The sequence below is a fragment of the Amycolatopsis keratiniphila genome (genome assembly GCF_000400635.2).
In the GTDB taxonomy this organism is placed as follows: Bacteria; Actinomycetota; Actinomycetes; order Mycobacteriales; family Pseudonocardiaceae; genus Amycolatopsis; species Amycolatopsis keratiniphila.
Map to the genome: position 1 here is coordinate 5,451,795 of NC_021252.1, position 24,059 is coordinate 5,475,853.

Below are 24,059 nucleotides of genomic sequence, written 5' to 3' on the forward strand. Positions count from 1 at the left end.
CCCTGGCGGGGGCTGAAGGACGCTTTCACCGCATGCGATGCAGGGAAAGCGCCCTTCACCTCATGCAATGCGGTGAAGGACGCTTTCAGCCCGCCGCTAGGCGAATGTGTAGTCCTCGATCGGAAAGCTCTGCGCCTCCTTGATCGCGTTCAGCGTGGAGGACGGCCGCAGCAGCGTCGCCTCCCCGTGCGGGTTGAAGTAGTAGCTGTTCGCCGGGGCGCAGTTCCCGAGCGTGAAGATCGAATCGCCGAGGCGCTCGGTCATCCGGTCGAGGAACGCGTCGTTGGCCTCCTGCGTCACCTCGAACTCCGTCGCGCCACGCCGCCGCATCGCGCCGAAGAGCCGATCCATATGCCGCATCTGCGTCTCGATGGTGGTGAAATAGGACAGTCCCGAGTAGGAATACGGGCTGTTGAGCGAAATGAAGTTGGGGAACTTCGGGATCGCGACGCCCTCGTAGGCCTGGAAGCGGTTCTCCCGCCACCACTTCCCGAGATCCCGGCCATCGCGCCCGATGATCTCGATCGCCGGGAAGTTCGCCTCCCACAGGTCGAATCCGGTCGCCAGCACCAGGACGTCGATGTCCCGCCGCCGCCCGTCCGCGGTCTCGATGCCGGCCTTGTCGATCTTCGCGATGGACGTCGTTTCCAGATGCACGTGATCCTTGGTGAAGGCCGGGTAGTACTCGTTGGAGAACGTCGGGCGCTTGCAGCCGAACGAATAGCGCGGCGTCAGTTCCGCGCGCAGCCCCGGATCCCGCACCTGACGGCGCAGATGCGCCTGGCACCACAGCTTGCCGAGCCGGTTCGCCATCGGCAGCTGCTTGTAGTGCAGCACACCGGAGACCATCATCAGCTCCAGCAGCGCGGTCCCGGTCAGCCGGGCGGCTCGCTGGGTGAACGGCAGCGCGGCGAACGCGCGCCGGACCGCCTTGGGCACCGGGAAGTCCAGTTTGGGGCTCACCCAGATCGGCGTCCGCTGATAGACGGTGAGTTCCCGCGCGACCTTCGCGATCTCGGGGATCAGCTGGACCGCGGTCGCGCCGGTGCCGATCACCGCGACCCGCTTGCCCGCGAGGTCGTACTCGTCGTCCCAAGCGGTGGTGTGGATGACCTTGCCGCCGAAGGTGTCGATCCCGGCGATATCGGGTTTCTTCGGCTGGGAAAGGAATCCCGTGGCGGTGAGGAGGTACTTCGCGGTGACCGGGTCGCCGCCGGCGAGCGAGACCTTCCAGTGCGCGTCCGCCTCGTCCCAGACCGCGCCGGTGACCACCGAGCCGAACCGCATGTAGCGCCGCAGCCGGTACTTGTCCGCGACGTGCTCGGCGTACCGCTTGAGTTCCGCGCCCGGCGCGAAGAGCCGCGACCAGTGCGGATTCGGTTCGAACGAGTACGAGTAGGTGGCCGACGGGATGTCGACGGCCAGCCCGGGATAGCGGTTCACATGCCAGGTGCCGCCGAGGTCGGATTCGCGTTCGAGGATGAGCAGGTTGTCGTAGCCGAGCCGGTTGAGCTGGATCGCCGCGCCCATCCCGCCGAACCCGGCTCCCACGACGACGGCGTCGTACTGCGTGGTCATGCGTTTTCCTCCCGGTGGGTGTCCTGGTCGAGGCGGGCGCGGTAGCCGTCCCGCTCGGGTGAATCGGGGCGAAGGGCCCGGTCGTCCCGCACCAGACGGCGGAACGCGTTGAGCGCCGGTTCGGGGGTCACGGCCGCGAGGGTCGCGAGCGCGCCGACGTAGCCGGGCACGGCGATCTCAGCGGCACGAGTGCGGACGGAACCCACCACGGCGTCGGCGATCCGGCCCGGTTTCACCTTCGGGATCGGGCGCATGTCGAGGCCCGAGGCGAGCGCGGTGTCGACCGCCGACGGCAGCACGGCCGAGACGCTCACTCCGTGCGGCGCGTACTCCAGGCGGGTCGCCGCGGTCAGCCCGACGACGGCGAACTTGCTGGCGTTGTAGATCGCCAGCCCTTTCACCGGGAACTTCCCGGCCAGCGAAGCGACGTTGACGATGTGCCCGCGCCCGCGTTCCAGCATGCCGGGCAGCGCCAGCCGCATACCGTGGACGACGCCGAAGACGTTGACCTCCATGGTCGCCCGGTTCAGCGCGTCGGAAAGATCGAGGAAGCCGCCGTTCGGCATGATCCCGGCGTTGTTGACGAGCACCGCGAGCGGCCCGTTCGCCTGTTCGGCCTCGCCGAGGAACGCGGCGAACGACGCCGGATCGGCGACGTCCAGATGATGCGCGGTACCGCCGATGTCGGCGGCGGTCCGTTTCGCGGCTTCGAGGTCCAAGTCGCCGATGGACACGCGCGCGCCGAGGACGGCCATGCGTTCCGCGGTCGCGCGGCCGATGCCCTGCCCCGCGCCGGTGATCGCCACGTGTGCCCCGTCGAGGTCAAGAGGCGGGTACTTGGTCATGCGCGTACTCCTTCTCGTTCGAAGGCTTCGGCGACCAGGGCGGGCGCCGTCCTCGACGCCGTGGCGAGCACGTGCTCCCGACGCCGTCCGTCCATGAAGTTCGCGCCCATGGCGGCGAGATCGGCGGGCCCCGGCTCGATCCGCACCACTCGGACACCGGCCGCGCGCAGCCGTCGCACCTCGTCGTCGACCCGCCTGGTCATCGCCGTCCGCAGCAGCCGTTCCAGCCGGGCCGCACCGCGGGCCGGTGCGCCGCCCTCGCTGCTCATCGGCGCGATCAGCACGACCTCGCCGACGTCGTGGCCGAGCAGGAGATCGGCCGAGGTCGGGGAGACCGTGCCGCCGTCGAGCAACGGCCGTCCGTCCACAACGGACGGTGGGAACCAGCCGGGGATCGCCCACGACGCGGCGATCGCCTCGCCGAGGCGGGCGGGTGGCGCGTCCGGGGAGCCGAGCGCGACCCGCTTCCCGGTCAGGTCCGCGGTCATCAGCCAGGTCGCGGGATGCGGCACCCAGCCGCCGGGCGCCAGCGCGTCCCCGAGTTCGCGAAGCCAGGTCGCGTCGCCCCTTCCCCGGGGCAGGAGACCCGCGAGACCGGCGAGCGTGTCGACGTCACGGCGCAGCGCGGCCCGGATCAAACCGGCCGCGGGCCAGCGCGGGGACGGCACCGGCGGAAGCCTGTCCGGAACGCGGCGGACGTGCGCGGCGACGACGGCGTCGCCACCGGGCACGCCCGCCACCGCGTCGAGGATCGCCTTCGCCGGGATGCCCGCCCCGAGCATGGCCGCCGCTTCGGCCCCCGCCGACGTGCCGACCAGGATGTCCGCCTTCCGAGGGTCCCAGCCGGCCTTGGCGTGCAGCGCGTCGAGGACGGCGGCCGTCCAGGCGAACCCCAAGGTGCCGCCGCAGCCGAGCACCAGCGCTCTCGCGGAATGACGTGTCATTTCCGGAACGGTATGTCATTTGAACCCGTCAGGCAATAAGCTGGCGGAATGACGACGGAGATCCCGGTCAGCAGGGCCGCACGGAAGAAGCAGGAACTACGGCGCGAGATCGTGGAGGCCGCGTTCGACTGCTTCGCCGAGCGGGGCTACCACGCGACCGGGATCGCCGACATCGCCGCCCGGCTGGGCATCGGGCACGGCACCTTCTACCGGTACTTCCAGAACAAGCGGGACATCGTCGACCACGTCATCACGGACCTGGTCGAGAAGGTGGTCGGCGCGCTGGCCGCGGACAACGCGCCGGACGCGGTCAACAGCCTTGCCGAGTACCGCAAGCAGAGCGCGCGGATCGGCGACGCGCTCGCCCGGATCTTCGGCGGCGACCCGCGGATGGCCCGGTTCCTCCTGCTCGAAGCGGCGGGTATCGACGCCGAGATGCGGGAACGGGTGCTGGACTTCTACGAGACCGCCGCCGAGCTGACCGCGGGCTATCTGCACCACGGCGTCCGGCTCGGGTATCTGCACGAGGACCTGGACGTGGACTCCACCGCCCGCGCGATCAACGGGATGATCCTCGCGTCGATCCTGTCCGAACTGCGCGATCCGTCACCGGAGCGGCAGGCCGCGATGAGCCGGGCGGTCCGCCGGGTGATGTACGACGGGATCGCGACACACCAGTAAGCGGGGTCTGGGCGGTACTGGTGCCTCGCTCATGGAACAGGGTCCGGACCGCCGGGTCTAGCGCCCGAAACGCATACCGGCACCGACGAAAACGAACCCTCAGTGATTCCGCAGGGTGTGGCTGGGCGGTTCGCCGAAGGCCGCGCGGTACTGCGCGCTGAACCGGCTGCCGTCCAGGAAGCCCCACTTCGCCGCGACACTCGTCACCGTCGTGCCGTCACCGGGTGCGGCGGCGCGGAGGTCCGCCCTGGCCAGGTCGAGCCGGACCCGGCGCAGGTAGGCCATGGGCGTGGTGTCCAGATGCCGCCGGAACGCCAGTTGCAGGGCCCGCACCGAGACCCGGCAGGCGCGGGCGATGTCGGCGACCCCGAGGTCGAGGTCCGGATTCGCCTCCAGGAAGGCGACCGCGCGGCGCACCGTGTCCGGGACGGCGTCGCGACGGTCGCTCGGGCGCTCTTCACCCCTGCCCGTGGTGAAGGTGTCCAGTGCCATGGCGGCCATCAGCCTGCCCGCCGCGCCGAGTACCAGCGGGCCGTTCTCCACGTCCGGATCGGTGAACAAGGCGGTCATGTAGTCGACCGTCCGGCTCCATCGCCGAGCCTTCTCCGGGCACACCGGCTCGTAGCACAACCGCTCCACCACGGGTTCCGGGTCGATTCCGCCGAACAGCGAGAGGTCGATCCCGGTGATCTGCAGCCGCGTGCCGTGCAGCTCCGTCCGGTACTCATGGCCGGGATGCGGGCCGACGAACACGTCTCCCGGGCCGAGCCTGCGGTCGCTGACCCCGTCGTCGAGCTCCTGCTCGCCGTCCAGCACCCGCAACAGCACCATCCTGCCCAGCGGCTGGACGACGACCTCCGTGGTCAGCGTGTTGTGCAGGGAGTCGAAATGCATGTCCCCGAGATCGCACCGGTTGTGCTCGAAACGGTAGCTTTCGACGCTGCCGCGGACCCGCAGGCGATTGTCGCGGTACGCCTCGGCGAGCAGGGCACACGCCTGTTCCGGATCGGTGGTCGCGAATTCCGTCACCTTCGGCTCGTGCACGCCGACCACGCTTCCTTTCCGTTCACCCGTAACGAAAAGTCCGCCCGGAACGCTACCGCCGTCCGATGGGCCCCACCAGGGCCCGTCGGTGTCATCCGGCTGGTCGGAATGGCTCACCCGCGCGCTCGAGAATCGCTTTGGCCCGCGCTTCGACCGGTTTGTCGATCATCTGGCCGCCCGCCGCGGCCACCGACCCGTCGCCCGCGAGCGCAGCCACTCCCCTCGCCCACTCGATTTCGCTCGCCGACGGGGCCAGCTCACGATCGGCGACCGCGACCTGGCGCGGGTGCACGCAGAGTTTCCCGGTGAAACCGAGGGTTTTGGCGTGTTCGAGGTCGGCGACGAGCGCGGCTTCGTCGTCGAGCGCCGTGGTGACGCCGTCGATCGGGGCCGCCCGGCCCGCGGCCGCCGCGGCGACGACGAGCGCGGACCGCGCGTACCGCAACGCCTCGTGCGACCGGTGATCGACGCCGAGTTGCGCGGCCAGATCGACACTGCCGAAAGCGGGCCGCACCACGGCGTCCGCACCGCAGACCGCCACCGCGTTCGCGATCCCGGCCGCCGTCTCCACCAGCGGCACGATCGGGACCCCCGGCAGCCGTCCGGCGAGGGAATCGATCTCGGCGGGATCCTCGGCCTTGGGCAGCATCACCGCGAGCGCGCGGCCGACGCTCGCGACATCCTCGTGGTACCAGGCGGTTCCGGCGGCGTTGATCCGGACGACCGCCCGATGGCCTTCTTCCAGCCACGCCCGGACGTGTTCGCGGGCGGCGTCCTTCCGCTCGGGCGCGACGGCGTCCTCCAGATCGAGGATGACGACATCGGCGCCGCTGGCCGCGGCCTTGGCGAAGCGGTCCGGCCGGTGACCGGGGACGAACAGGAAGGTCTTCGCGCTGGTTTCGTTCATCGGCCGAGGCTCCGCATCGTCCCGATCGCCGTTCGCCGTCCGTGCCGATCACGCACGGCGGTGCCGCTCTCGTCTGCCCGGACGATCATGCCCTGATGGTCGAACAGGGGCGAGACGAGGCGGTAGTCGAAGGCCAGCCGTCCGGCGCTCCCCCGCCGCCGGGCGGCTTCGGCCATCGCGAGCGCCTGCAGGGGGCCGTGGGTGAGCAGCCCCGGATAGCCCTCGACATCGCGGGCGTAGTCCCGGTCGTAATGGATGCGGTGGGCGTTGTAGGTCAGCGCCGAGAAGCGGAACAGCAGCGTCGGCGAGACGTCGATCGCCCATTCGTCCTCGGCCACCGGCACTTCCGGCTCCTCGACGGCCGCTTCGACCTGACCCGAAGCGGCGTCGCGGTAGACGATGTCCTGCTCCTCTTCGACCACGACCGCGCCGTCTTGGACGATCCTGTGGCCGGTCACGACGAAGGTCAGCCGTCCGGTTCGGCCCTGCTTCTCCCGCGTGGAAAGCACTTCCGTATGCCGTTCGGCGGGCAGACCGCACCGCAGCAGGCCGAGCGTCCGCACGCGACCGCCCGCCCACATCCGGCGGCGCCCGGGCTCCGGGACCTTGCCGCGCATCGGATGCCCGTCCGGCCCCAGATCGGCCTGCGCGGGCCGGTCCAGCAGGTAGAACCAGTGCCACAGCGGCGGCAGGCCGTCGCGGTCCAGATCCGGCAGGTCGACGTCGAGCAGCGAGGCCAGCGCCTCCGCGGGGCCCGGCTGCAGGATTTCCCTCACGTTCGCACCTCCTGCCGGGCGCCGAACTCGGCCCGGATCGATTCGTTTTGCGCCCCCAGCGCGGGCACCGGCCCCATGGCCGGCTCGCGGCCGTCGACCTCGACCGGTGGGAGCAGCGCCTCCAGCGGGCCCGCCGGGGTTTCCACCGCGCGCCACCGGTTCCGCGCGGTCAGCTGCGGATGCCGGGTGAACTGCTCGGGCGTCCGCAACCGGGCGTTGGCGATCCCGGCCCGCTCCAGAAGATCTGCGACCTCGTCCGCGGTCGAGCCGGTGAAGCTCTCTTCCAGGATCGCGGTGAGCTCGCCGTCGTTGCGAACGCGGTCGTCGTTGGTCCGGAAACGCGGATCTTCGGCGAGTCCGGGGCGCGCCAGGACGTCCCGGCAGAGCACGACCCATTCCCGTTCACTTTGGACACTCAGGAAGACCTGGTCGTCACCGGTGCGATACGGCCCGTACGGCGAGATCGACGGATGCGCCGCCGCCGTGCGCCTCGGCGGTTCCTGACCGTAGCGGGAGAAGTAGGCGGGCTGGCTCATCCATTCACCAAGCGAGTCGAGCATCGCGACGTGCAGGCTCGCCCCGTCGCCGGTGCGCTCGCGCTCGTACAGCGCGGTGAGGATGCCGCTGTAGGCGTACATCCCGGTGGCGATGTCGGCGATCGAGATCCCCGCCTTGGCCGGGGTGTCCGGCGTTCCGGTGGACATCACGAGCCCGGTTTCGCACTGCACCAGCAGATCGTAGGCCTTCTTCGTCCGATATGGACCTTCCGGACCGTAGCCCGAGATCGAACAGTGGATGAGATCCGGACGTTCCGCGCGCAGCGTGGCGGCGTCGAGGCCGAGCCGTTCCGCCGCGCCGGGGGCCAGGTTCTGCAGGAACACGTCGGACTGGCCGATCATCGCGCCGGCCAGCGCCCGGTCCGCCGGATCCTTGATGTCCAGCTCGATGCTTTCCTTGCCCCGGTTGAGCCAGACGAAGTAACTCGACTGCCCGTGCACGGTCCGGTCGTAGTCGCGGGCGAAGTCGCCGACGCCGCGGCGTTCGATCTTGATCACGCGGGCGCCGAGGTCGGCGAGCTGGCGTGAGGCGAAGGGCGCGGCGACGGCCTGTTCCAGCGCGACGACGGTGATTCCCTCGAGTGGTTGGCGCATGGAGCCTTCCTCGGTGTTCAGGACGGGATGCGGTGCCGTTCGATCAGCTGGCGCGCGATCACGCCGCGCTGGATCTCGTTGGTGCCCTCGCCGACGATCATCAGTGGCGCGTCGCGGAAGTACCGCTCGACGTCGTACTCCGTCGAATAGCCGTAGCCGCCGTGGATGCGGACCGCGTCGAGCGCGATCTCCATCGCGGCCTCGGAGGCGAACAGTTTCGCCATCCCGGCTTCGAGGTCCGCGCGTTCGCCCGAGTCGTAGCGGCGCGCCGCGTGGTGCACCAGCTGGCGCGCGGCCTCGAGTTTGGTCGCCATGTCCGCGAGATGGTTGCCGACCGACTGGTGCTGCCAGATCGGTTTGCCGAAGCTCTCGCGTTCCTGGGCGTAGCGCAGGGAATCCTCCAGCGCGGCCCGGCCGACGCCGAGGGCACGGGCGGCGACCTGGATCCGGCCGATCTCCAGGCCCCGCATCATCTGGGCGAAGCCGCGCCCCTCCACGCCACCGAGCAGGGCGGTGACCGGCGCGCGGAAGCCGTCGAAGGAGAGTTCGCAGCTCTCGACGCCCTTGTAGCCGAGCTTGGGCAGGTCCCGCGAGACCTCGAAACCCGGCCCTTTCTCCACCAATAGGACCGAGATTCCCTTGTGGGCGGGTTCGGCGGCGGGGTCGGTCTTGCACAGCAGTGCGACCAGCTGGGACCGGCGCGCGTTGGTGATCCACGTCTTGCTGCCGTTGATCACGTACTCGTCGCCTTCGCGGCGTGCGGTGGTGCGGAGTGCCTGCAGGTCCGAGCCGCCGCCGGGTTCGGTGAGCGCCATCGTCGCGCGGATCTCGCCCGTCGCCAGCTTCGGCAGGTACGTGTCCTTCTGCTCCTGTGTGCCATACGTGGCAAGGAGTTTCGCGACGACGGTGTGCCCGCCCATCGCGCCGGCGAGGCTCATCCAGCCACGCGCGAGCTCCTCCGTCACCGACGCGTAGCACTGGGCCGAGACGTGGGCCTCGCCCCAGGGCTCGGGCACGGCCAGCCCGAACACGCCCATCGCCTTCATCCGGTCGATGAGTTCGCCGGGATAGGTGTTCGTGTGGTCGAGCTCCCGCGCGACGGGCCGGACCTCGCGATCCACGAACTCGGCCACGAGGGCGACGATCTCGGTCTCTTCGTCGGTCATGTGATTATCATGGGCGATGATGAGACGGTATGTGAAATACCGAATCATGATAGCCGCATACCGGTCCGCGATGTGAAGGGACGACGGTGGACTTCAAGCAGCTCAAGGCGTTGGTGACGGTCGCCGAGGTCGGCAGCGTGACCCGCGCGGCCGAGCTGCTGCACCTGGTCCAGCCCGCGGTCACCCGGCAGATCCGCACCCTGGAGCAGGAGCTCGGGGTGCCGTTGTTCGAGCGGACCCGCCACGGGATGCGCCCGACCGAGGCCGGCGCGACGCTCGTCGAACGGGCGCGCCGGGCACTCACCGAACTCGACCGGGCCCGGGCCGAGCTGGCCCCGAAACCCGGAGTGGTCACCGGGATCGTCACGGTCGGCCTGCTGGAGAGCGCCGCCGAACGGCTCGCCGCGCCGCTGACGACGGACGTGCTGCGCGAGCATCCGGGTATCGAATTGCGGCTGCTCACCGCGTACTCCGGGCATCTTCAGCGGTGGATCGACGACGGTGACGTCGACCTGAGCCTGCTCTACAACCTGACCAGTACACCGTCGCTCAACGTACGTCCGCTGGTCCGCGAACGGCTCTGGGCGGTCGCTCCCCCTTCGGCCGGGCTCGATCCCGCGCGGCCCGTCCCGTTCGCCGAGGTCGCCGCGCATCCCCTGGTCATGCCGTCCGAAGGGCACGCGCTGCGCACCCTCATCGACGGCGCGGCCCGTGAAGCGGGCGCCGAGGCGGAGGTCACCGTGCAGACCAACGCCATGACCCTGCAGAAGCGCCTCGTGCTCGGCGGCCACGGCTGGACGATCCTGCCCGGCATCGGCATCGCGGCGGACGTCGCCGACGGCACCCTGAGCGCGGCTCCGGTGTGCGAACCGGAGGTCTGGCGGACCGTCGTCCTCGGCACACCGAGGACAGGGCGCGTCACGCCCGCCGTCGATGCCGTCGCCCGGGCGCTGGTCCGGCAGATCCACCGGACCGTGCACGAGGGCGAGTGGCCCTCGGCGCGGCTCTGGGAAGACCGAACAGGAGAAGAATGAGTACGCTCCCCCGCACCGGCCACGCCGTCGCCGCGGACGGCACCCGGCTGGCCTATCAGTGGCACGGCACGGGCCGGCCGCTCGTACTGCTGGCCGGGCAGGCGAACGACCACACGTGGTGGGACCGCATGCGCGGGGACTTCCCGAGCACGATCACCATGGACTATCGCGGCACCGGCGCCAGCGACGCACCCGATTCCGCTTACTCCACAACGGGTTTCGCGGAAGACGTGATCGCCGTGCTCGACGAACTCGGGGTCGGCGAGGCCGATGTCTACGGCACTTCGATGGGCGGGCGCGTCGCTCAGTGGGTCGCCGCGCGGTATCCCGATCGGGTGCGGCGGCTGGTTCTCGGCTGCACCACGCCGGGCGGCAAGCACGGGGTCGAGCGCTCGAACGACGTGCGGCTGGCCCTGGCGCGACGTTCCTCCGTCGAGGCACGGGAAACGCTGGAGGACTTGATGTACACGCCCGCCTGGCGCGCGGCCAATCCCGGTCCGTACCGCGTGCTGGGCGCGCACGGCATGCCGCCGCACGCGGTGCGCGGGCATCTCGTCGCGAGCAACACCCACGACGCCTGGGACGTGCTTCCGAAGATCAGCGCGCCCACCCTGGTCCTGCACGGCGACGACGACCTGCTCGCGCCTGTGGCGAACGCGCCACTGCTGACGGACCGGATTCCCGACGCGCGGATGCATCTGTTCGCCGGCGCGCGGCACGCCTACTTCGACGAGTGCCGTCCCGAATCGAGCGACCTGGTGAGCGACTTCCTCGGGTAGACCATGCCGACCGGGTATGAGCCCATCGCGGATTTCTATTTCTCAACCGCAGGGATCACCGCTCATGATGGTCGGCATTCCCGGAGCGAAGGAGCTTCCCTTGCCGCACAAGACACCCGGCGTCGTCGCGAACGTGGTCCGCGGCTGCCTCGGAAACCTGGTCGAGTGGTACGACTGGTTCGTCTACGCCTCGTTCAGCATCTACTTCGCGGCCAGCTTCTTCCCCGAGGGGAACCTGACGGCGCAGCTGCTTTCGACGGCCGTCGTGTTCGCGGTCGGGTTCCTGATGCGCCCGCTCGGCGGCTGGCTCCTTGGCCTCTACGCGGACCGGTTCGGCCGGCGGGCCGCGCTGACCCTTTCCGTGACGCTGATGAGCTTCGGCTCGCTGGCCATCGCACTCACGCCCGGCTACTCGTCGATCGGCATCCTCGCGCCCGTGATCCTGGTGGTCGCCAGGCTCGCGCAAGGTCTCTCGGTGGGCGGCGAGTTCGGTTCGAGCGCGACCTATCTGTCCGAGATCGCCACTCCGCGGCGACGGGGGTTCTACTCGAGCTTCCAGTACGTCTCGATCACCGTCGGGCAGCTCTCGGCCCTGCTGGTGATGATCGTGATGCAGTCGCTGCTCACCGAAGCGCAGATGTACGCGTGGGGCTGGCGGATCCCGTTCGTCCTCGGCGCGATCGCGGGGCTCGTGGTGATGTACCTCCGCCGCAGCATGGTGGAATCGGAACACTTCCAACGCTCTTCGGCCGCCGGTTCGCCGCCTGGCGGCTTGCGGGTCTTGCTGCGCGAGCACCGCCGCCAGGTCCTCGCCGTCCTCGGCCTCGCCATCGGCGGGACGGTGGCGTTCTACACCTTCACCAGCTACCTGCAGAAGTACATGGTGAACACCGCCGGAATCCCGAAGCCGACCGCCTCGCTCATCGGTTTCGCCGCCCTGTTCCTGTTCATCTTCATGCAGCCCGTCGCCGGTGCCCTCTCCGACCGCTGGGGTCGCCGACCGGTCATGTTCGGCTTCTCCGTCGGCGGCATGCTGCTGACCGTGCCGATCATGACGCTCGTGGGACGGACGGGGAATCCGTGGATCGCCTTCCTGCTCATGATCACCGCCATGGTCTTCCTCAGCGGCTACACCGCCCTGTCGGCCATCATCAAGGCGGAGATGTTCCCCACCAACGTCCGCGCGCTCGGCGTCGGCCTGCCACACGCCCTGGCGACCGCGGTGTTCGGCGGGCTTTCGGAACCGATCGCGCTGGCCTTGAAGCAGGCTGGGCATGAGAGCGCGTTCTTCTGGTGGGTGACCGGGTGCATTGGGTTGACGTTCGTGGCGACTTTGGTGGTGCGGGAGCCTTCGCGGGATTCTTCCTTGGAGGTTGGTGGGGTGCCTGCTTCCGTTGCGCGGTGAGGGCTGGTTGCGTTGAGTCCCGCCCCTTGCCGGATTTCGGCAAGTCACGCGCGGCCGTGGCGGAGCATCGCAGCAGCACGACTTTCGCCGAATTCCGGCGAAAGTTTTGTGGCCATGGCTCGGAATGGTGTCGGCGCGATCGTGAGGGTTCCAGTCCGGCTCGTCCGTTCGACAGATGGTCACGAACGACCTTGTCGGTATTGGGTCCTTCCGGGGATGCCTACGCTCGGAGCCGTCGCCGTGTCTCGGCAACCGCGTCCTGGTGCCGGCTGTCGAGTCTCACGCGGCCACGTGGTTCTCGCCGTTTTTCGGCGACGTTCAGGCAGTGGCGGTGGCGCCCTGCCTTGCGGGCGTCGCGATCGTGAAGGTGCCGTTCCGGCTCGTCCTTCAATCGGGTCCCTCGGGGACGCCTACTCTCACGAGCTGTCGCCGATTCTCGGCAACCTAGTCCCGGTGATGCCGCTGTGGCTCTCACACGGCCACGTCGTTCTCGCCGCTTTCCGGCAACAGTTCAGCACGGCGGTTCGGTTCATCAGCGGCGGAGGCGAGCTGTCGTACGGCTGTCTTATACGCGTGGTGATCGTGAGGTCCCGACGTCGCCACCGATCGTGGCGCGACTCAAGCGGGGACCGTTACCGGAATCGCAATGTTGTGAGCACCGTGGCCGTTTTCCGGCGACGACACAGCCCGGCAGCGGAGGCGAACTGTCGTAACCCTGCCTTGCGGGCATCGCGAACGTGAAGGCGCCGTCCGGGCCCGAAGCCTATCCTCGCGAGGCGTCGCCGTTTCTCGGCAACCGGGTCCCCGGTGAATGCCACGGCCCTGTCATGATTTCCGTGTAAGCCGCGGATGATTGTGTGGTTATTTTAGTGGATTGGTAGGCGGTCGGGGAAGAGGACTACGAGTGTGTTGAGTGCTTGTTTCCATCCCCAGGTTCCGGTTCCTGATGGTCCTCCGCGGTGGCTGGTGATGTTCCGGAGTCCGAGGTAGAGGAGTTTCATGGCGGCGGTATCGCTGTCGAAGTGACCGCGGTTCTTGGTGAGTTTCTGGAGTTGGAAGTTGATGTTCTCGATCAGGTTTGTCGTGTAGACAACTCGGCGTAGCTCGGCTGGATAGTCCAGGAATGGGGTGAATTCGTTCCATGCGTGCTGCCAGACTTGGACTGCGGCGGGGTATTGGGCGCCGAATTCTTTGTCGAAGTTCTTGAGCGCGATCTCGGCGGCCTCGAGCGTGGGTGCGGTGTAGATGGATCGCATTCCGGCAGCGACTTTCTTGCGGTCACCGTAGGAGACGAACCGCATCGCGTTTCTGATCACGTGGACCACGCACGTTTGGACCACGGTGTCGGGAAAGACGCCGCGGATCGCGTCAGGCAGCCCGGTCAGCCCGTCGCAGCAGGCGATCAGGATGTCCCGCAGGCCCCGGTTGCGCAGGTCGGTTACGACCCTGGCCCAGAACTTCGCGGCTTCGCTGTCGGCGATCCACAAGCCGAGGGCATGCTTGCGACCTTCGACGTCCACGCCCACGGCCAGGTGGGCGACCTTCGTGGTCACCACGCCCTTGTCCTTGATCCGCAGGCGGATGCCGTCGACGTAGAGAATCGGGTAGACCTCGTCCAGCGGACGCGTCTGCCACAGTGCGATCTCGTCGGCGACCACCTCGGTGACGCTGGAAATCAGTTCCCGTGAGGCATTCACGCCATAAACTTCATGAAGGTGTGATTCAATATCGCGGGTCGTCATTCCACGGGAATACAGCGACAGGATCACCTCGTCGATATTCCCCAGGCGACGCGCTCGTTTCGGCACGATCGCCGGCTCGAACGAACCGTTCCGATCGCGGGGCACCGCCAGCTCGACCGGCCCGTTGGTCGTGGACACCGTTTTCGTCGACCGGCCGTTCCGCGAGTTCCCGCTGCCGTTCCCGGCAGGATCTCCTTTCTCATATCCCAGATGATGGGTCATCTCGGTATCCAGCGCGCGTTCGAGCACTGCTTTCGTCATCTGATTCAGCAATTCCTGCACACCCAAAGAACCGCCGCTCGCGTGCGCTTCTTTGACCAGCGCGTCCAACACCTCCGGCGGAAGCGCTCCGGCAAGCATTTCAGCCGACGACGAGCCGGCCGGGCGGGATGTGTTCTCTGTCACAGAAAGGGCCTTCCTGGATCGCCAACGCCGATCCGATCTTGGTCCATCCGCGGCTTACACGGTTGTCATGACACCGCCGATGCCACTGTCCGCCCACACGGCCACGTTGTCTCGCCGTTTTCCGACGACGGCTCAGAACGGCGGCGGCTCCTCAGCACGAGGTTCATGCAGCGGCGGAGGCGAGCTGTCGTACCTCTGCCCCGTAGGCGTGGTGATCGTCAGGGTCCCATCAGAATCCAACCGGTAGTTCCACCCGGGCTCGTCCTTCAACCGATGGTCACGACGGCACAGATCGACCAGCTCGGTATCCGCGGTATGACCACCGAACTGCCACGGCACCGAATGATCCAGATCGCAGGCCTGCGCCACCCGGTGACACCCAGGTCTTCGGCACTCACGATCCCGCACCCGCACGAACTCGCCCAACCCCGCCGTCGGCCGATACCGATCCCGCCCAAGATCCAGAACCTGCCCCGACAACGGATCCGTGACGATCCGCCGCAACACCGTATTCGACCCACCGGCGATCTCCCGCGCCAACGACGCCGGAATATGCCCATGCCCCGCCATCTCCGCCGGATCATCGTTCAGCCCCAGATACGTGTTCAAGTCCATGTAGAGAAACACCTCCGACCGTTCACTCTTCCCACCCTGACCACCCAGCAAAAGATCAAGAGCGACATCCGCACGAAGCTGATCCAACGTGCGTGTCTCCCCACCAGCCCGCAGCGCCCGCGCCTCACGATCGATCCGCGTATACGCGGCAGCCACCTTCTCCACAGGACCGTCCTCGACCTCGATCGACGCCACCCCAGTCTCACCGTGACGCACAGACAAACGACGGCCGCCGCGATTCCGTTCGGCCCGCCGAGCCGCCCCGTCCCGATCGGCCATCATCGCCGCATGATTGGCCGCCTTCCGGATCTGGTCGGAGTTCCGGTCCGGTAACCGGTCCTCCAGAACCGCATCCACCGCACGGGCATCGTCATCGGAGAGCCACGCCGTGGCCGCAGCAACTTTCATCGCCCCGAAACCACCCACCTTGCCGGCATCCAGCAACCCCAGCGTGCGGGGCAGACGGGTCGTCAACGCCTCAGCAGCAGAGACCAACCCGGCAGCATGACCGTCCACAACGGACAGAGCCAACGCGACCTCCTGCACCACACTGGAGACACCATCACGATACCGACTCAACCGCCCCAAAGCACGAAACCGAACAGCCTCCAACCGCGCGATCCCTTCCGACGCCGCAACAGCAGCAGCCACAGCATCGTCATCCCCCAGCGTATCCAGCGAAGCATTAACCTCCCTCAAAAATTCCGACGCAGTGATTTCCTTCAAGAGCGCCACAGTGGCGTTGAGTGTGTCCACACCCAGAACGTACAACCCACCACCGACAGTTTCTGAAATCGTTGCGAGACAACAGAAACAGCGCTAATCCACATCAAGCAACCCCTCAGCGCCGTTCTCCAACCGCCGCGCGATCTCCGCCGACCGCGGCAGCATCGTCGCCTCATAAACCCCAACCGCCTCACCCAAAGTCGCCGAACCAGCCAGCGCCAACGCGAGTTCACAAGCATCGAGCATGGCCAGATTGACGCCGACACCCAGCGGCGGCATCAGGTGAGCGGCGTCGCCGAGCAGGGTCACCCACGGCTTGTGCTCCCACGTATGCGGAACGGGCAGGGCGAACAACGGCCGATCGACGTACGGCCCGTCGTTGTCGGTGATCATCCGCAACAGCGACGGCGACCAGCCGGAGAACGCGTCGAGCAGCCGCGCGCGGACCTCGGAAACCGAGCCCGCCCAGTCCGCGGGCATCCGCTGGATGATGTAGACCCGGATGTGGTCGCCACTGTTGCGCTGAGCGAAAAGGCACCGCTCGCCGTCGGCCGCCACCGCGCTGCCCTGGCCGACGAGTTCGGCGATTTCGGGATGCGCGGTCCGGACATCGTCGAACCATGCCTCCAGGAAGGTGATGCCGGTGTATTCGGGCACGGCCGCCGACACCGCCGGACGGACCCGCGACCACGCACCGTCGGCGCCGATGATCAGGTCCGTCTCGACCGTCCCACCATCCGTGAACCGCAGGAGCCCGGGAGCTTCGACACGGTCCAGGGTCCGTCCCCAGTGGACAGTGTCCGGCTTCAGCGAGTCGAGAAGCAGGCCGCGCAGCTGACCGCGGTCGATCTCCGGCTTGAACAGCTCCCCCTCGGCCGGGACGTGGTGCGCCAAAAGCCGCCCGGAGGGATCCAGTTTGCGCATCTCCTGACCTTCCGGGCGGGCGAGCGCGAAGAACTCGTCGAGGAGGCCGGCTTCGCGCAGGGCCAGCTGCCCGTCGTCCGCGTGGAGGTCGAGAGTGCCGCCCTGGTTTCGAGCCCTGGGATGAGGGTCACGGTCGTAGACCGTCACGGGAACGCCGTACTGCTGCAGGATGCGGGCGCAGGTCAGGCCACCCGGGCCCGCTCCGATGATGCTGATCGTCATGCGCCCAGAAAAGCAGAACGAGTTAAAAAGTGCAACGAGTCAACTTAGTGACTACGACAACCTATGCGATAGAGTGCGCCCATGGAGACACCGGGACGGCGGGAACGCAAGAAGGCGGCCACCCGCCAGGCACTGGCCGACGCCGCGCTGAGCCTGTTCCTGGAGCGCGGCTACGACCAGGTCAGCATCCGCGACATCGCCGAGGCGGCCGACGTCTCGACGACGACGTTGTTCAAGCACTTCCCCGGCAAGGAAGCGCTGGTCTTCGACGAGTCGGCAGATCGAGAGGCACGCCTGGTCGCCGCCGTCCGGGAACGCGAAGAGGGCCAGAGCATCGTCGAGGCGTTGCGCGAGTACGTGCTCGCCACCTGGCTTCCGATCACGACGCACCCCCAGTACGCCGAGTTCACCGCGCTGGTGAGCGGCACCCCCGCACTCCAGGAGTACGGCGAGCGCATGTGGACCCGGCACGCCGCGGCCCTCGGCGCCGCCATCGCCGAGGAGACCGGCGTCGGCTCCGAAGACATCGCCTGCCGTGCGCTCGCCCGCTTCGTCTTGGACATCCCGGCACTCACCCGAGGCCGAAAGGATCCGCGAGTGGACGTCGAGAGGATCTTCGATCTCCTCGAACGAGGCTGGCGTTAGTCCTCTTCGGGACGGGAGCCGCGCAGCGAACCCGGATGCGCCTTGGCGGAGGGATCCTTGCGGGTCTTGAGCAGGCTCGCCACCGTCACCACCACGAGGATGCCGATGATCACCGACAGGCTGACCGGCGTCGAGATCTCCGGAACACGCTCGTCGATGTCCACGTGGGCCCAATGCAGGATCAGCTTGATCCCGATGAACCCGAGGATCACCGCGAGCCCGGCCGACAGGTACACCAGACGATCGAGCAGGCCCTTCACGAGGAAGTACAGCGCCCGCAGGCCCAGCAGGGCGAACGCGTTGGCCGCGAAGACCAGATATGGCTCGTCGGTGACCCCGAAGACCGCGGGGATCGAGTCCAGCGCGAACAGCAGGTCGATCCCGCCGATCGCGAGCAGCACCACCACCAGCGGCGTGCCGACACGCTTTCCCTCCACCCGGGTGGTCAGCTTGCCACCGTCGTACTCGGTCGACAGCGGCAGCAGACGGCGCGCGGACCGCACCACGACGTTGTTCTCGACGTCCGGATCCTCGTCCCGATGCCGGAACAGCTGGACGCCGGTGTAGATCAGCAGCAGCCCGAACAGCAGGAACATGAAGGAGAACAAGGACAGCAGTGTCGCGCCGAGGGCGATGAAGATCGCGCGCATGATCAGCGCGACGACGATGCCGAACGTGAGCACCTTGTGCTGGTGCTCCTCGGGCACCGCGAAGGTGCTCATGATGATCACGAAGACGAAGAGATTGTCGACCGACAGGCTCTTCTCCACGATGTAACCCGCGAAGTACTGCTGCCCGAAGTCGCCACCGTGCGCCAATGTCAGCCAGACACCGAACGCCACCGCGACCAGGATGTAGCCGACCGACCAGGCCACCGCCTCGCCGAAGCCGACCTTGTGCGGCCGCACCGCCGCGAGAATGAGATCGAGTGCCAGGAGCCCGAGCACCAGCCCGATCGTGACGATCCAGGTGAGGGCATCGATCTGGAGCATCCGCACCCTGTCTTTCCTTCGACGGCAGGTGAAGATGATCCTAAGTGCGACTCCCCCGGCCCGCATTCGCATGACCGGGCGCCGCGTCCAGCAACGCGGCGAGCACGGTCTTGAGCAACGGGTGGTCCGCGCTTCCCCGCCGGACGGCGGCGAACACCCGGCGCAGCGGCGGTTCGCCCCGCAACGGGACGGCGACCGCACCGGGAACGGCGGTGAAGGCGTTGCGCGGCACCAGCGCCACGCCCTCGCCGGCGGCGACCAGGGTGGTGATCGCGTGGAAATCGTCGGAGACGTGCCGGATCGCCGGGTTGGCGCACACGATCATCAGCACGTCGCGGCAGGGATTCCCGGGTTTCGGCGCGATCCACTCGTCGTCGGCGAGTTCGTCGATGTCCACTTCGGACGCTCCGGCGAGCCGGTGCGTGATGGGCAGCACGACGTCGAAGGGCTCCACGTACAACGGGAACCGGGTGAGCCTGCTTTCATCCGTCCGTGGCGAGAGCCGGTACTCCTCGGTGATCGCCAGGTCGACCTCTCCGTCGAGCAGCAGCGGGATGCTCGCGTGTCCCTCGACGTCCTGCACCTGCATGGTGACCCCGGGCGAACCGGCGCGCAGCGAGGCTATCGCCGGCGCGACGACCATCGTGATCGCGGAGGCGAAACTCGCCAGCCGCACCATGCCCTGGACACCGGAATCGAGCGCGGCGAGGGTGGCCTGCGCCCGTTCCAGTTCGGCGGCGACGGCGTTGGCGTGCACTACCATCAATTCACCCGCCGGGGTCAGGGAGACCCGCCTGCCCCGGCGGCGGAGCAGCTGCTGGCCGCACTCGGCTTCGAGGGCGGCCAGCTGCTGGGAGACCGCGGACGGCGTCAGGTGCAGAGCCTGTCCCGCCGCCGTCACGGTGCCGTGGTCGGCGAGGGCACGCAGCACGCGCAGCCGTCGCGGATCGATCATTCGTCCATCATGGACCTTGCCGTCACGAACGCGTCGACGGCCCGGTTCACGTCGTCGGTCGAGTGCGCGGCCGACATCTGCGTCCGGATCCGGGCCTTACCGTGCGGCACCACCGGGTACGAGAAACCGATCACGTAGATGCCCTGGTCGAGCAGCAGATCCGCCATCTTGCCCGCCTTGGCGGCGTCACCGATCATCACCGGGATGATGGGGTGCTCACCCGGGAGCAGATCGAAGCCCGCCTCGGTCATCCGGCGCCGGAACAGCTCGGTGTTGGCGCGCAGCTTGCCCAGCAGGTCGCTGGAGGAGTCCAGCAGTTCCAGCGTGGCGAGCGCGGCCGCGGTGATCGACGGCGCCAGCGAGTTCGAGAACAGGTACGGCCGCGAACGCTGCCGCAGCATCTCGACGATCTCCGCGCGGCCCGAGGTGTAGCCGCCGCTCGCGCCGCCCAGCGCCTTGCCGAGGGTGCCGGTCAGCACGTCGACCTTGTCCTGCACGCCGAACAACTCGGGCGTACCGCGGCCGGTCGGACCGGTGAAACCGACGGCGTGCGAGTCGTCGACCATCACCAGCGCGTCGTACCGCTCGGCCAGCTCGCAGATCTCGTCGAGCGGCGCGAGGTAGCCGTCCATCGAGAACACGCCGTCGGTGGCGATCATCCGGTACCGCGCGCCGGACGCCTCCTTCAGCCTGGCCTCCAGATCGGCGACGTCACGGTTGCGGTAGCGCATCCGCTTCGCCTTGCAGAGCCGGACGCCGTCGATGATCGACGCGTGGTTGAGCTCGTCGGAGATGATGACGTCCTGATCCGTCAGCAGCGTCTCGAACAGCCCGGCGTTGGCGTCGAAACAGGAGCTGTAGAGGATTGTGTCCTCGGTGCCGAGAAACTCCGACAGCTTCGCCTCGAGTTCCTTGTGCGGCTGCTGGGTCCCGCAGATGAACCGCACCGACGCCATGCCGAAGCCCCAGCGGTCCAGCGCCTCTTGCGCGGCCTTGATCAGCTTGGGGTGGTCGGCGAGGCCGAGGTAGTTGTTGGCGCAGAAGTTGAGGACGTCGCCGTCGCCGACGCTGACCGAAGCCCGTTGCGGTCCCTGGATCACCCGCTCGCCCTTGTACAGCCCGGCTTCCCGGATCTCGGCGAGCCCGGCCTTGAGGTCGTCGCGCATCGCGCCGTACATCAGTTCTCCGTCCAGTCCAGAATGACCTTGCCGCAGCGGCCTTCCCTGGCCGTCGCGAACGCCTTCTCGTATTCGGTGTAGCCGAACCGGTGGGTGACCACCGGCGAGATGTCCAGCCCGGCCTGCAGCAGGACGGACATCGAGTACCACGTCTCGAACATCTCGCGCCCGTAGATGCCCTTGAGCTGGATCATCTTGAGCACCACGGACGCGACGTCGACCGACACGTCGGAAGCGGGGAGGCCCAGCAGCGCGATGCGCCCACCGTGGGACATGTTCGCGATCATGTCGCGCAGCGCCTCGGGCCGCCCGCTCATCTCCATGCCGACGTCGAAGCCCTCGGCCATGCCGAGCCGCTCCTGCGCGTCGGCGATGGTCGCGGAGGAGACGTCCAGCGCGAGGTCGACGCCGACCTTGCGGGCCAGTTCGAGGCGGTGCTCGCTGACGTCGGTGACCACGACGTTGCGCGCGCCCGCGTGCCGCGCGATGGCGGCGGCCATGATGCCGATCGGGCCGGCGCCGGTGACCAGCACGTCCTCGCCGATGACGGGGAAGGACAGCGCGGTGTGCACGGCGTTGCCGAGCGGATCGAAGATCGCGGCGATGTCGAGGTCGACCTTGGTGCGGTGCACCCAGGCGTTCATCTCGGGCAGGACGGCGTACTGCGCGAAGGCGCCATCGGTGTGCACGCCTAGGCCCTTGGTCCTGGCGCACAGGTGACGCCGTCCGGCCTTGCAGTTGCGGCAGCTTCCGCAGACGAGGTGCCCCTCGCCGCTGACCAGGTCGCCCACCTTGACCGTGGTCACCGACCGGCCGATCTCGACCACCTCACCGACGAACTCGTGGCCGATGACCAGCGGCGCGGCGATGGTGCGCGCCGCCCAGTCGTCCCAGGAGTCGATGTGCAGATCGGTACCGCAGATCCCGGCGCGCAGCACGCGGACGGCGACGTCGCCGGGGCCGACGGCGGGGTCCGGAACGTCGGTGAGTTCCAGCCCGGGTGCTCGGTCGGCTTTGACCAATGCCTTCATGGCGCGAAGTCTGGCCCGCCCGTGCTGTTCAGTCCATCGCGAGTTTCTGAAATCCCTCGTTAGCGTGTCTTCACAAGGAGCCGGGCACCCGGGCCATCACGAAGTCCGGCCGCGGGATCACTTCGAAGCCGATCGACTCGTAGAGCCGGATGGCCGGCGTGTTGGTCGCCGCCGCGTGCATCATCGGGTGTTCGCCGCGGGCCCGGATCCCCGCCGCCACCGCGCGGATGAGCCGGGTCGCCAGTCCCTGGCCGCGATACGCCGGGTCGGTGCAGACGGCGCTGATCTCGGTCCAGCCGGGCGGGTGCATCCTCTCCCCCGCCATCGCGATCAGCTCGCCGTCGCGCCGGATTCCCAGATATGTCCCCAATTCGATGGTCCGCTTCCGGAACGGACCCGGCTTGGTGCGCTCGACGAGGTCGAGTATTTCCGGAACGTCGTCGGGCCCCAGCACGACCGCTTCGGGATCTTCGGCGGCTTCGAGCGCGACGTCGACCAGCCGGACTCCGGCGATCCTGCCGAGGACTTCCCAGTCGGCGGGGACGGGCAGCGCGTTGTGGACGGTGACCGTCTGGCCGGGGCCCGCCAGCGCGGCGACATCCGCCCACACGCCGTCGTCCGGTTCCGGCGGCAGGGCGAAGAACGGCGCGACGTCGACCTGGTAGCGCAGGACCTGGCCGGAGCGCTCCGCGAAGCGGGCGTGCGGGCCGGTCAGCGAAGCCCAGGCGGGATCGTCGAAAGGGATGGCCATGATCGCTCCGACACCCGCGGGCCGGCTTTCATTCCCGCTCCCACATCCTGAGCGCTCAGCCGCCCGGCACGAGCAGCGGCGAATGCGGATCGAGCTCGACCCCGCGTTCCCGGAGCGTGTCGTCGATGACCCGCCAGATCCACCGCACCAGCTGGCTCGCGAGCTCCGGTAGTTCGAGGCCGCCCGGATTCTCCAGCCAGCGCGCGGCACTCGTGTCGACGAGGCCGACCAGCCCGAAGGCGAGCGGTTCGGCGATCCGGCCGTCCAGGTCGAAGGTGGCGAGGTAGTGCTTGAACAGGATGGTGAGCTGCATGGCGATCGCCGTTTTGACGTCGGTGATGGCATCGCCGCGCCGCCCGGCCTGGGAATGCCGGGCGAGATAGCGGTAGAGGTTCCCGTATTCGGCGAGCCAGCCGGTGTGCGCGCCCACCGCGACGGTGATCAGCTGCATCGGCGTCCCGCTCGGGTCCCACAGCGGGGCCAGTTCGGCGGTGATGAGGCGGACGGCGCGGTCGGCGATCGCGCGCTGCAGGTCGGCGGCGTCGTCGAAGTGCTTGTACACCCGGGTTCTCGCCACCCCCGCCTCGTCGGCGATCTGCTCGGTGGAGACCTCCGGACCGTGCTCGGCGATCGCGCGCAGCGCCGCGTCGACGAATTCCCGTCGGCGGCGCTCCCGCTGTCCCGCCCAGCGCGCCGCCCGGCCATCCGGCCGGGGCGCGTCGGCTTCGGGCGTCATCCCCCGGAGTTTATCCGGAGCCGGGTTACCGGTACACTGCCGTACCCGTTACTTCGGGAGACCGCGATGAGGAATGACGTCGACGACACCACAGCGGACGCCACGCTGCTCGACGCCTTCCGCGCCGGTGACATCGCCGCCGGCGAGACTCTTTTCCGGCGGCACGCCGAGCCGCTCCGCCGGATCGCCGCGGGCTGGGTCGCCGAGCCCGCCGAGCGGGACGACCTCGTGGCCGAAGCCTTCGTGCGGGTCCTGAGCGTCATCCGCGACGGCGGCGGGCCGCGCGAAAACCTCCGTCCCTATCTCGCGGTCACCATCCGGAATCTCGCCGCCAAGTGGAACCGTCACCACAAACGGGTCGAGCTGTACGGCACGACCCCGGCGGTCGAAGAGGCCGCCGGGGTCGTGGGTACGGAAGAACTCGTCATCCTCCGGTCGAACGCCCGGCTGGCCTGGACCGCGTACTGCGCGCTGCCCGGTCGCTGGCGGACCGTGCTGTGGCGGACCGAAGCCGAGGGCGATTCCCCGAAGGTGGTGGCGCCGCTGCTGGGCGTGTCGCCCAACGGCGCCTCCGTCCTCGCCTTGCGGGCCCGCGAAGGACTGCGCCAGGCCTTCCTGCAGGCGCAGGTCCCCGAGACGGGAACGCCGTGCTGCCGGGAAGCGCGGCGCCGGATGGGCGCGTGGCTGCGCGGCGGCGTGCCGGGCCGCCGCGCGGATCTGATCGCCGCGCATCTGGCCGGGTGCGAACCCTGCCGGACCGTCGCCACCCGGCTCGACGAGGTCAACCGCGAGATGCCGCCGGGCGTCCGCGCCGTCCCCGCCTGAGA

23 protein-coding genes are annotated in these 24,059 nt (G+C 68.5%); 6 read left to right on the forward strand and 17 right to left on the reverse strand.

Translation table 11 applies throughout. From position 1 onward, the window contains the following. Nucleotides 1-96: 96 nt before the first annotated feature. Genes AORI_RS65535 through AORI_RS65545 form a run of 3 tightly spaced genes read right to left on the reverse strand, consistent with a single transcriptional unit; the run spans nucleotide 97 to nucleotide 3,367 of the window. Nucleotides 97-1,578 (reverse strand): flavin-containing monooxygenase, encoded by a 1,482-nt coding sequence (locus tag AORI_RS65535; protein ID WP_016335243.1) that lies wholly within the window; start codon nucleotides 1,576-1,578, stop codon nucleotides 97-99. After that, nucleotides 1,575-2,423, reverse strand: coding sequence for an SDR family oxidoreductase (locus tag AORI_RS65540; RefSeq protein WP_016335244.1), 849 nt, complete (start codon nucleotides 2,421-2,423; stop codon nucleotides 1,575-1,577). Before AORI_RS65540 ends, AORI_RS65535 begins: the two co-directional genes overlap by 4 nt. Continuing rightward, a complete protein-coding gene (locus AORI_RS65545) occupies nucleotides 2,420-3,367 on the reverse strand; it encodes a patatin-like phospholipase family protein (protein WP_016335245.1) in 948 nt (315 codons plus the stop codon). The genes AORI_RS65540 and AORI_RS65545 overlap by 4 nt, the downstream gene beginning before the upstream one ends. Before the next feature lie 48 nt (nucleotides 3,368-3,415). On the opposite strand from AORI_RS65545, the gene AORI_RS65550 reads away from it, so the two are divergent. Then, the gene (locus AORI_RS65550; RefSeq protein ID WP_016335246.1) at nucleotides 3,416-4,048 is read left to right on the forward strand and encodes a TetR/AcrR family transcriptional regulator; all 633 of its coding nucleotides are present in this window, start codon (nucleotides 3,416-3,418) and stop codon (nucleotides 4,046-4,048) included. A 99-nt stretch (nucleotides 4,049-4,147) separates the two neighbouring features. Here AORI_RS65550 and AORI_RS65555 read toward each other — a convergent pair whose 3' ends face one another. The 5 genes from AORI_RS65555 to AORI_RS65575 form a co-directional block, all read right to left on the reverse strand. Beyond that, the gene (locus AORI_RS65555) at nucleotides 4,148-5,092 is read right to left on the reverse strand and encodes a helix-turn-helix transcriptional regulator (protein WP_043848958.1); all 945 of its coding nucleotides are present in this window, start codon (nucleotides 5,090-5,092) and stop codon (nucleotides 4,148-4,150) included. 91 nt (nucleotides 5,093-5,183) lie between these two features. Further along, on the reverse strand, nucleotides 5,184-5,999 hold the full coding sequence (locus AORI_RS65560) for an HpcH/HpaI aldolase/citrate lyase family protein (RefSeq protein WP_016335248.1): 816 nt from the start codon (nucleotides 5,997-5,999) through the stop codon (nucleotides 5,184-5,186). After that, on the reverse strand, nucleotides 5,996-6,775 hold the full coding sequence (locus AORI_RS65565) for an HTD2 family dehydratase (protein ID WP_016335249.1): 780 nt from the start codon (nucleotides 6,773-6,775) through the stop codon (nucleotides 5,996-5,998). The genes AORI_RS65560 and AORI_RS65565 overlap by 4 nt, the downstream gene beginning before the upstream one ends. After that, nucleotides 6,772-7,926: a CaiB/BaiF CoA transferase family protein gene (locus AORI_RS65570; RefSeq protein ID WP_016335250.1), complete on the reverse strand. Its 1,155-nt coding sequence runs from the start codon at nucleotides 7,924-7,926 to the stop codon at nucleotides 6,772-6,774. The genes AORI_RS65565 and AORI_RS65570 overlap by 4 nt, the downstream gene beginning before the upstream one ends. A 17-nt stretch (nucleotides 7,927-7,943) precedes the next feature. After that, nucleotides 7,944-9,092, reverse strand: coding sequence for an acyl-CoA dehydrogenase family protein (locus AORI_RS65575; RefSeq protein ID WP_016335251.1), 1,149 nt, complete (start codon nucleotides 9,090-9,092; stop codon nucleotides 7,944-7,946). Between the two features lie 86 nt (nucleotides 9,093-9,178). Here AORI_RS65575 and AORI_RS65580 point away from each other — a divergent pair, with 86 nt between their 5' ends. From AORI_RS65580 to AORI_RS65590, 3 genes are all read left to right on the forward strand, one after another. Next, entirely contained in the window at nucleotides 9,179-10,126 is a 948-nt protein-coding gene (locus tag AORI_RS65580) for a LysR family transcriptional regulator (protein ID WP_016335252.1), read from the forward strand. After that, entirely contained in the window at nucleotides 10,123-10,905 is a 783-nt protein-coding gene (locus tag AORI_RS65585; RefSeq protein ID WP_016335253.1) for an alpha/beta fold hydrolase, read from the forward strand. The genes AORI_RS65580 and AORI_RS65585 overlap by 4 nt, the downstream gene beginning before the upstream one ends. Before the next feature lie 64 nt (nucleotides 10,906-10,969). Next, nucleotides 10,970-12,310 carry an MFS transporter gene (locus tag AORI_RS65590; RefSeq protein WP_016335254.1) on the forward strand — a complete coding sequence of 447 codons (1,341 nt, stop codon included), beginning with the start codon at nucleotides 10,970-10,972 and terminating at the stop codon, nucleotides 12,308-12,310. Between the two features lie 866 nt (nucleotides 12,311-13,176). On the opposite strand, the gene AORI_RS65595 is transcribed toward AORI_RS65590, so the two are convergent. The 3 genes from AORI_RS65595 to AORI_RS65605 all read right to left on the reverse strand — a co-directional run bounded on the left by AORI_RS65595 (nucleotide 13,177) and on the right by AORI_RS65605 (nucleotide 16,944). Then, nucleotides 13,177-14,412 carry an IS256 family transposase gene (locus AORI_RS65595; protein ID WP_043848205.1) on the reverse strand — a complete coding sequence of 412 codons (1,236 nt, stop codon included), beginning with the start codon at nucleotides 14,410-14,412 and terminating at the stop codon, nucleotides 13,177-13,179. 177 nt (nucleotides 14,413-14,589) lie between these two features. Continuing rightward, the gene (locus AORI_RS65600; protein WP_043848206.1) at nucleotides 14,590-15,807 is read right to left on the reverse strand and encodes an HNH endonuclease signature motif containing protein; all 1,218 of its coding nucleotides are present in this window, start codon (nucleotides 15,805-15,807) and stop codon (nucleotides 14,590-14,592) included. An 84-nt stretch (nucleotides 15,808-15,891) separates the two neighbouring features. Continuing rightward, the gene (locus AORI_RS65605; RefSeq protein WP_016335257.1) at nucleotides 15,892-16,944 is read right to left on the reverse strand and encodes an FAD-dependent oxidoreductase; all 1,053 of its coding nucleotides are present in this window, start codon (nucleotides 16,942-16,944) and stop codon (nucleotides 15,892-15,894) included. A gap of 81 nt (nucleotides 16,945-17,025) precedes the next feature. Here AORI_RS65605 and AORI_RS65610 point away from each other — a divergent pair, with 81 nt between their 5' ends. Further along, complete coding sequence (locus tag AORI_RS65610; RefSeq protein WP_016335258.1) at nucleotides 17,026-17,589, forward strand: TetR/AcrR family transcriptional regulator; 564 nt, start codon at nucleotides 17,026-17,028, stop codon at nucleotides 17,587-17,589. Here AORI_RS65610 and AORI_RS65615 read toward each other — a convergent pair. The 6 genes from AORI_RS65615 to AORI_RS65640 all read right to left on the reverse strand — a co-directional run bounded on the left by AORI_RS65615 (nucleotide 17,586) and on the right by AORI_RS65640 (nucleotide 23,232). Further along, on the reverse strand, nucleotides 17,586-18,581 hold the full coding sequence (locus tag AORI_RS65615) for a TerC/Alx family metal homeostasis membrane protein (RefSeq protein ID WP_043848959.1): 996 nt from the start codon (nucleotides 18,579-18,581) through the stop codon (nucleotides 17,586-17,588). The two genes, AORI_RS65610 and AORI_RS65615, sit on opposite strands and share 4 nt — an antisense overlap. 40 nt (nucleotides 18,582-18,621) lie before the next feature. Next, nucleotides 18,622-19,536, reverse strand: coding sequence for a LysR family transcriptional regulator (locus AORI_RS65620; RefSeq protein WP_016335260.1), 915 nt, complete (start codon nucleotides 19,534-19,536; stop codon nucleotides 18,622-18,624). Continuing rightward, nucleotides 19,533-20,714 carry a glycine C-acetyltransferase gene (locus AORI_RS65625; protein ID WP_016335261.1) on the reverse strand — a complete coding sequence of 394 codons (1,182 nt, stop codon included), beginning with the start codon at nucleotides 20,712-20,714 and terminating at the stop codon, nucleotides 19,533-19,535. The genes AORI_RS65620 and AORI_RS65625 overlap by 4 nt, the downstream gene beginning before the upstream one ends. After that, nucleotides 20,714-21,745: an L-threonine 3-dehydrogenase gene (gene tdh / locus AORI_RS65630; protein WP_016335262.1), complete on the reverse strand. Its 1,032-nt coding sequence runs from the start codon at nucleotides 21,743-21,745 to the stop codon at nucleotides 20,714-20,716. Before tdh ends, AORI_RS65625 begins: the two co-directional genes overlap by 1 nt. Before the next feature lie 70 nt (nucleotides 21,746-21,815). Beyond that, the gene (locus tag AORI_RS65635) at nucleotides 21,816-22,496 is read right to left on the reverse strand and encodes a GNAT family N-acetyltransferase (RefSeq protein WP_016335263.1); all 681 of its coding nucleotides are present in this window, start codon (nucleotides 22,494-22,496) and stop codon (nucleotides 21,816-21,818) included. Nucleotides 22,497-22,551: 55 nt separating this feature from the next. After that, nucleotides 22,552-23,232 (reverse strand): TetR/AcrR family transcriptional regulator, encoded by a 681-nt coding sequence (locus AORI_RS65640; protein WP_016335264.1) that lies wholly within the window; start codon nucleotides 23,230-23,232, stop codon nucleotides 22,552-22,554. 66 nt (nucleotides 23,233-23,298) lie between these two features. Between AORI_RS65640 and AORI_RS65645 the strand changes: the two genes are divergently transcribed. Beyond that, nucleotides 23,299-24,057 carry a sigma-70 family RNA polymerase sigma factor gene (locus AORI_RS65645; RefSeq protein WP_016335265.1) on the forward strand — a complete coding sequence of 253 codons (759 nt, stop codon included), beginning with the start codon at nucleotides 23,299-23,301 and terminating at the stop codon, nucleotides 24,055-24,057. The last annotated feature ends 2 nt before the right edge of the window (nucleotides 24,058-24,059 follow it).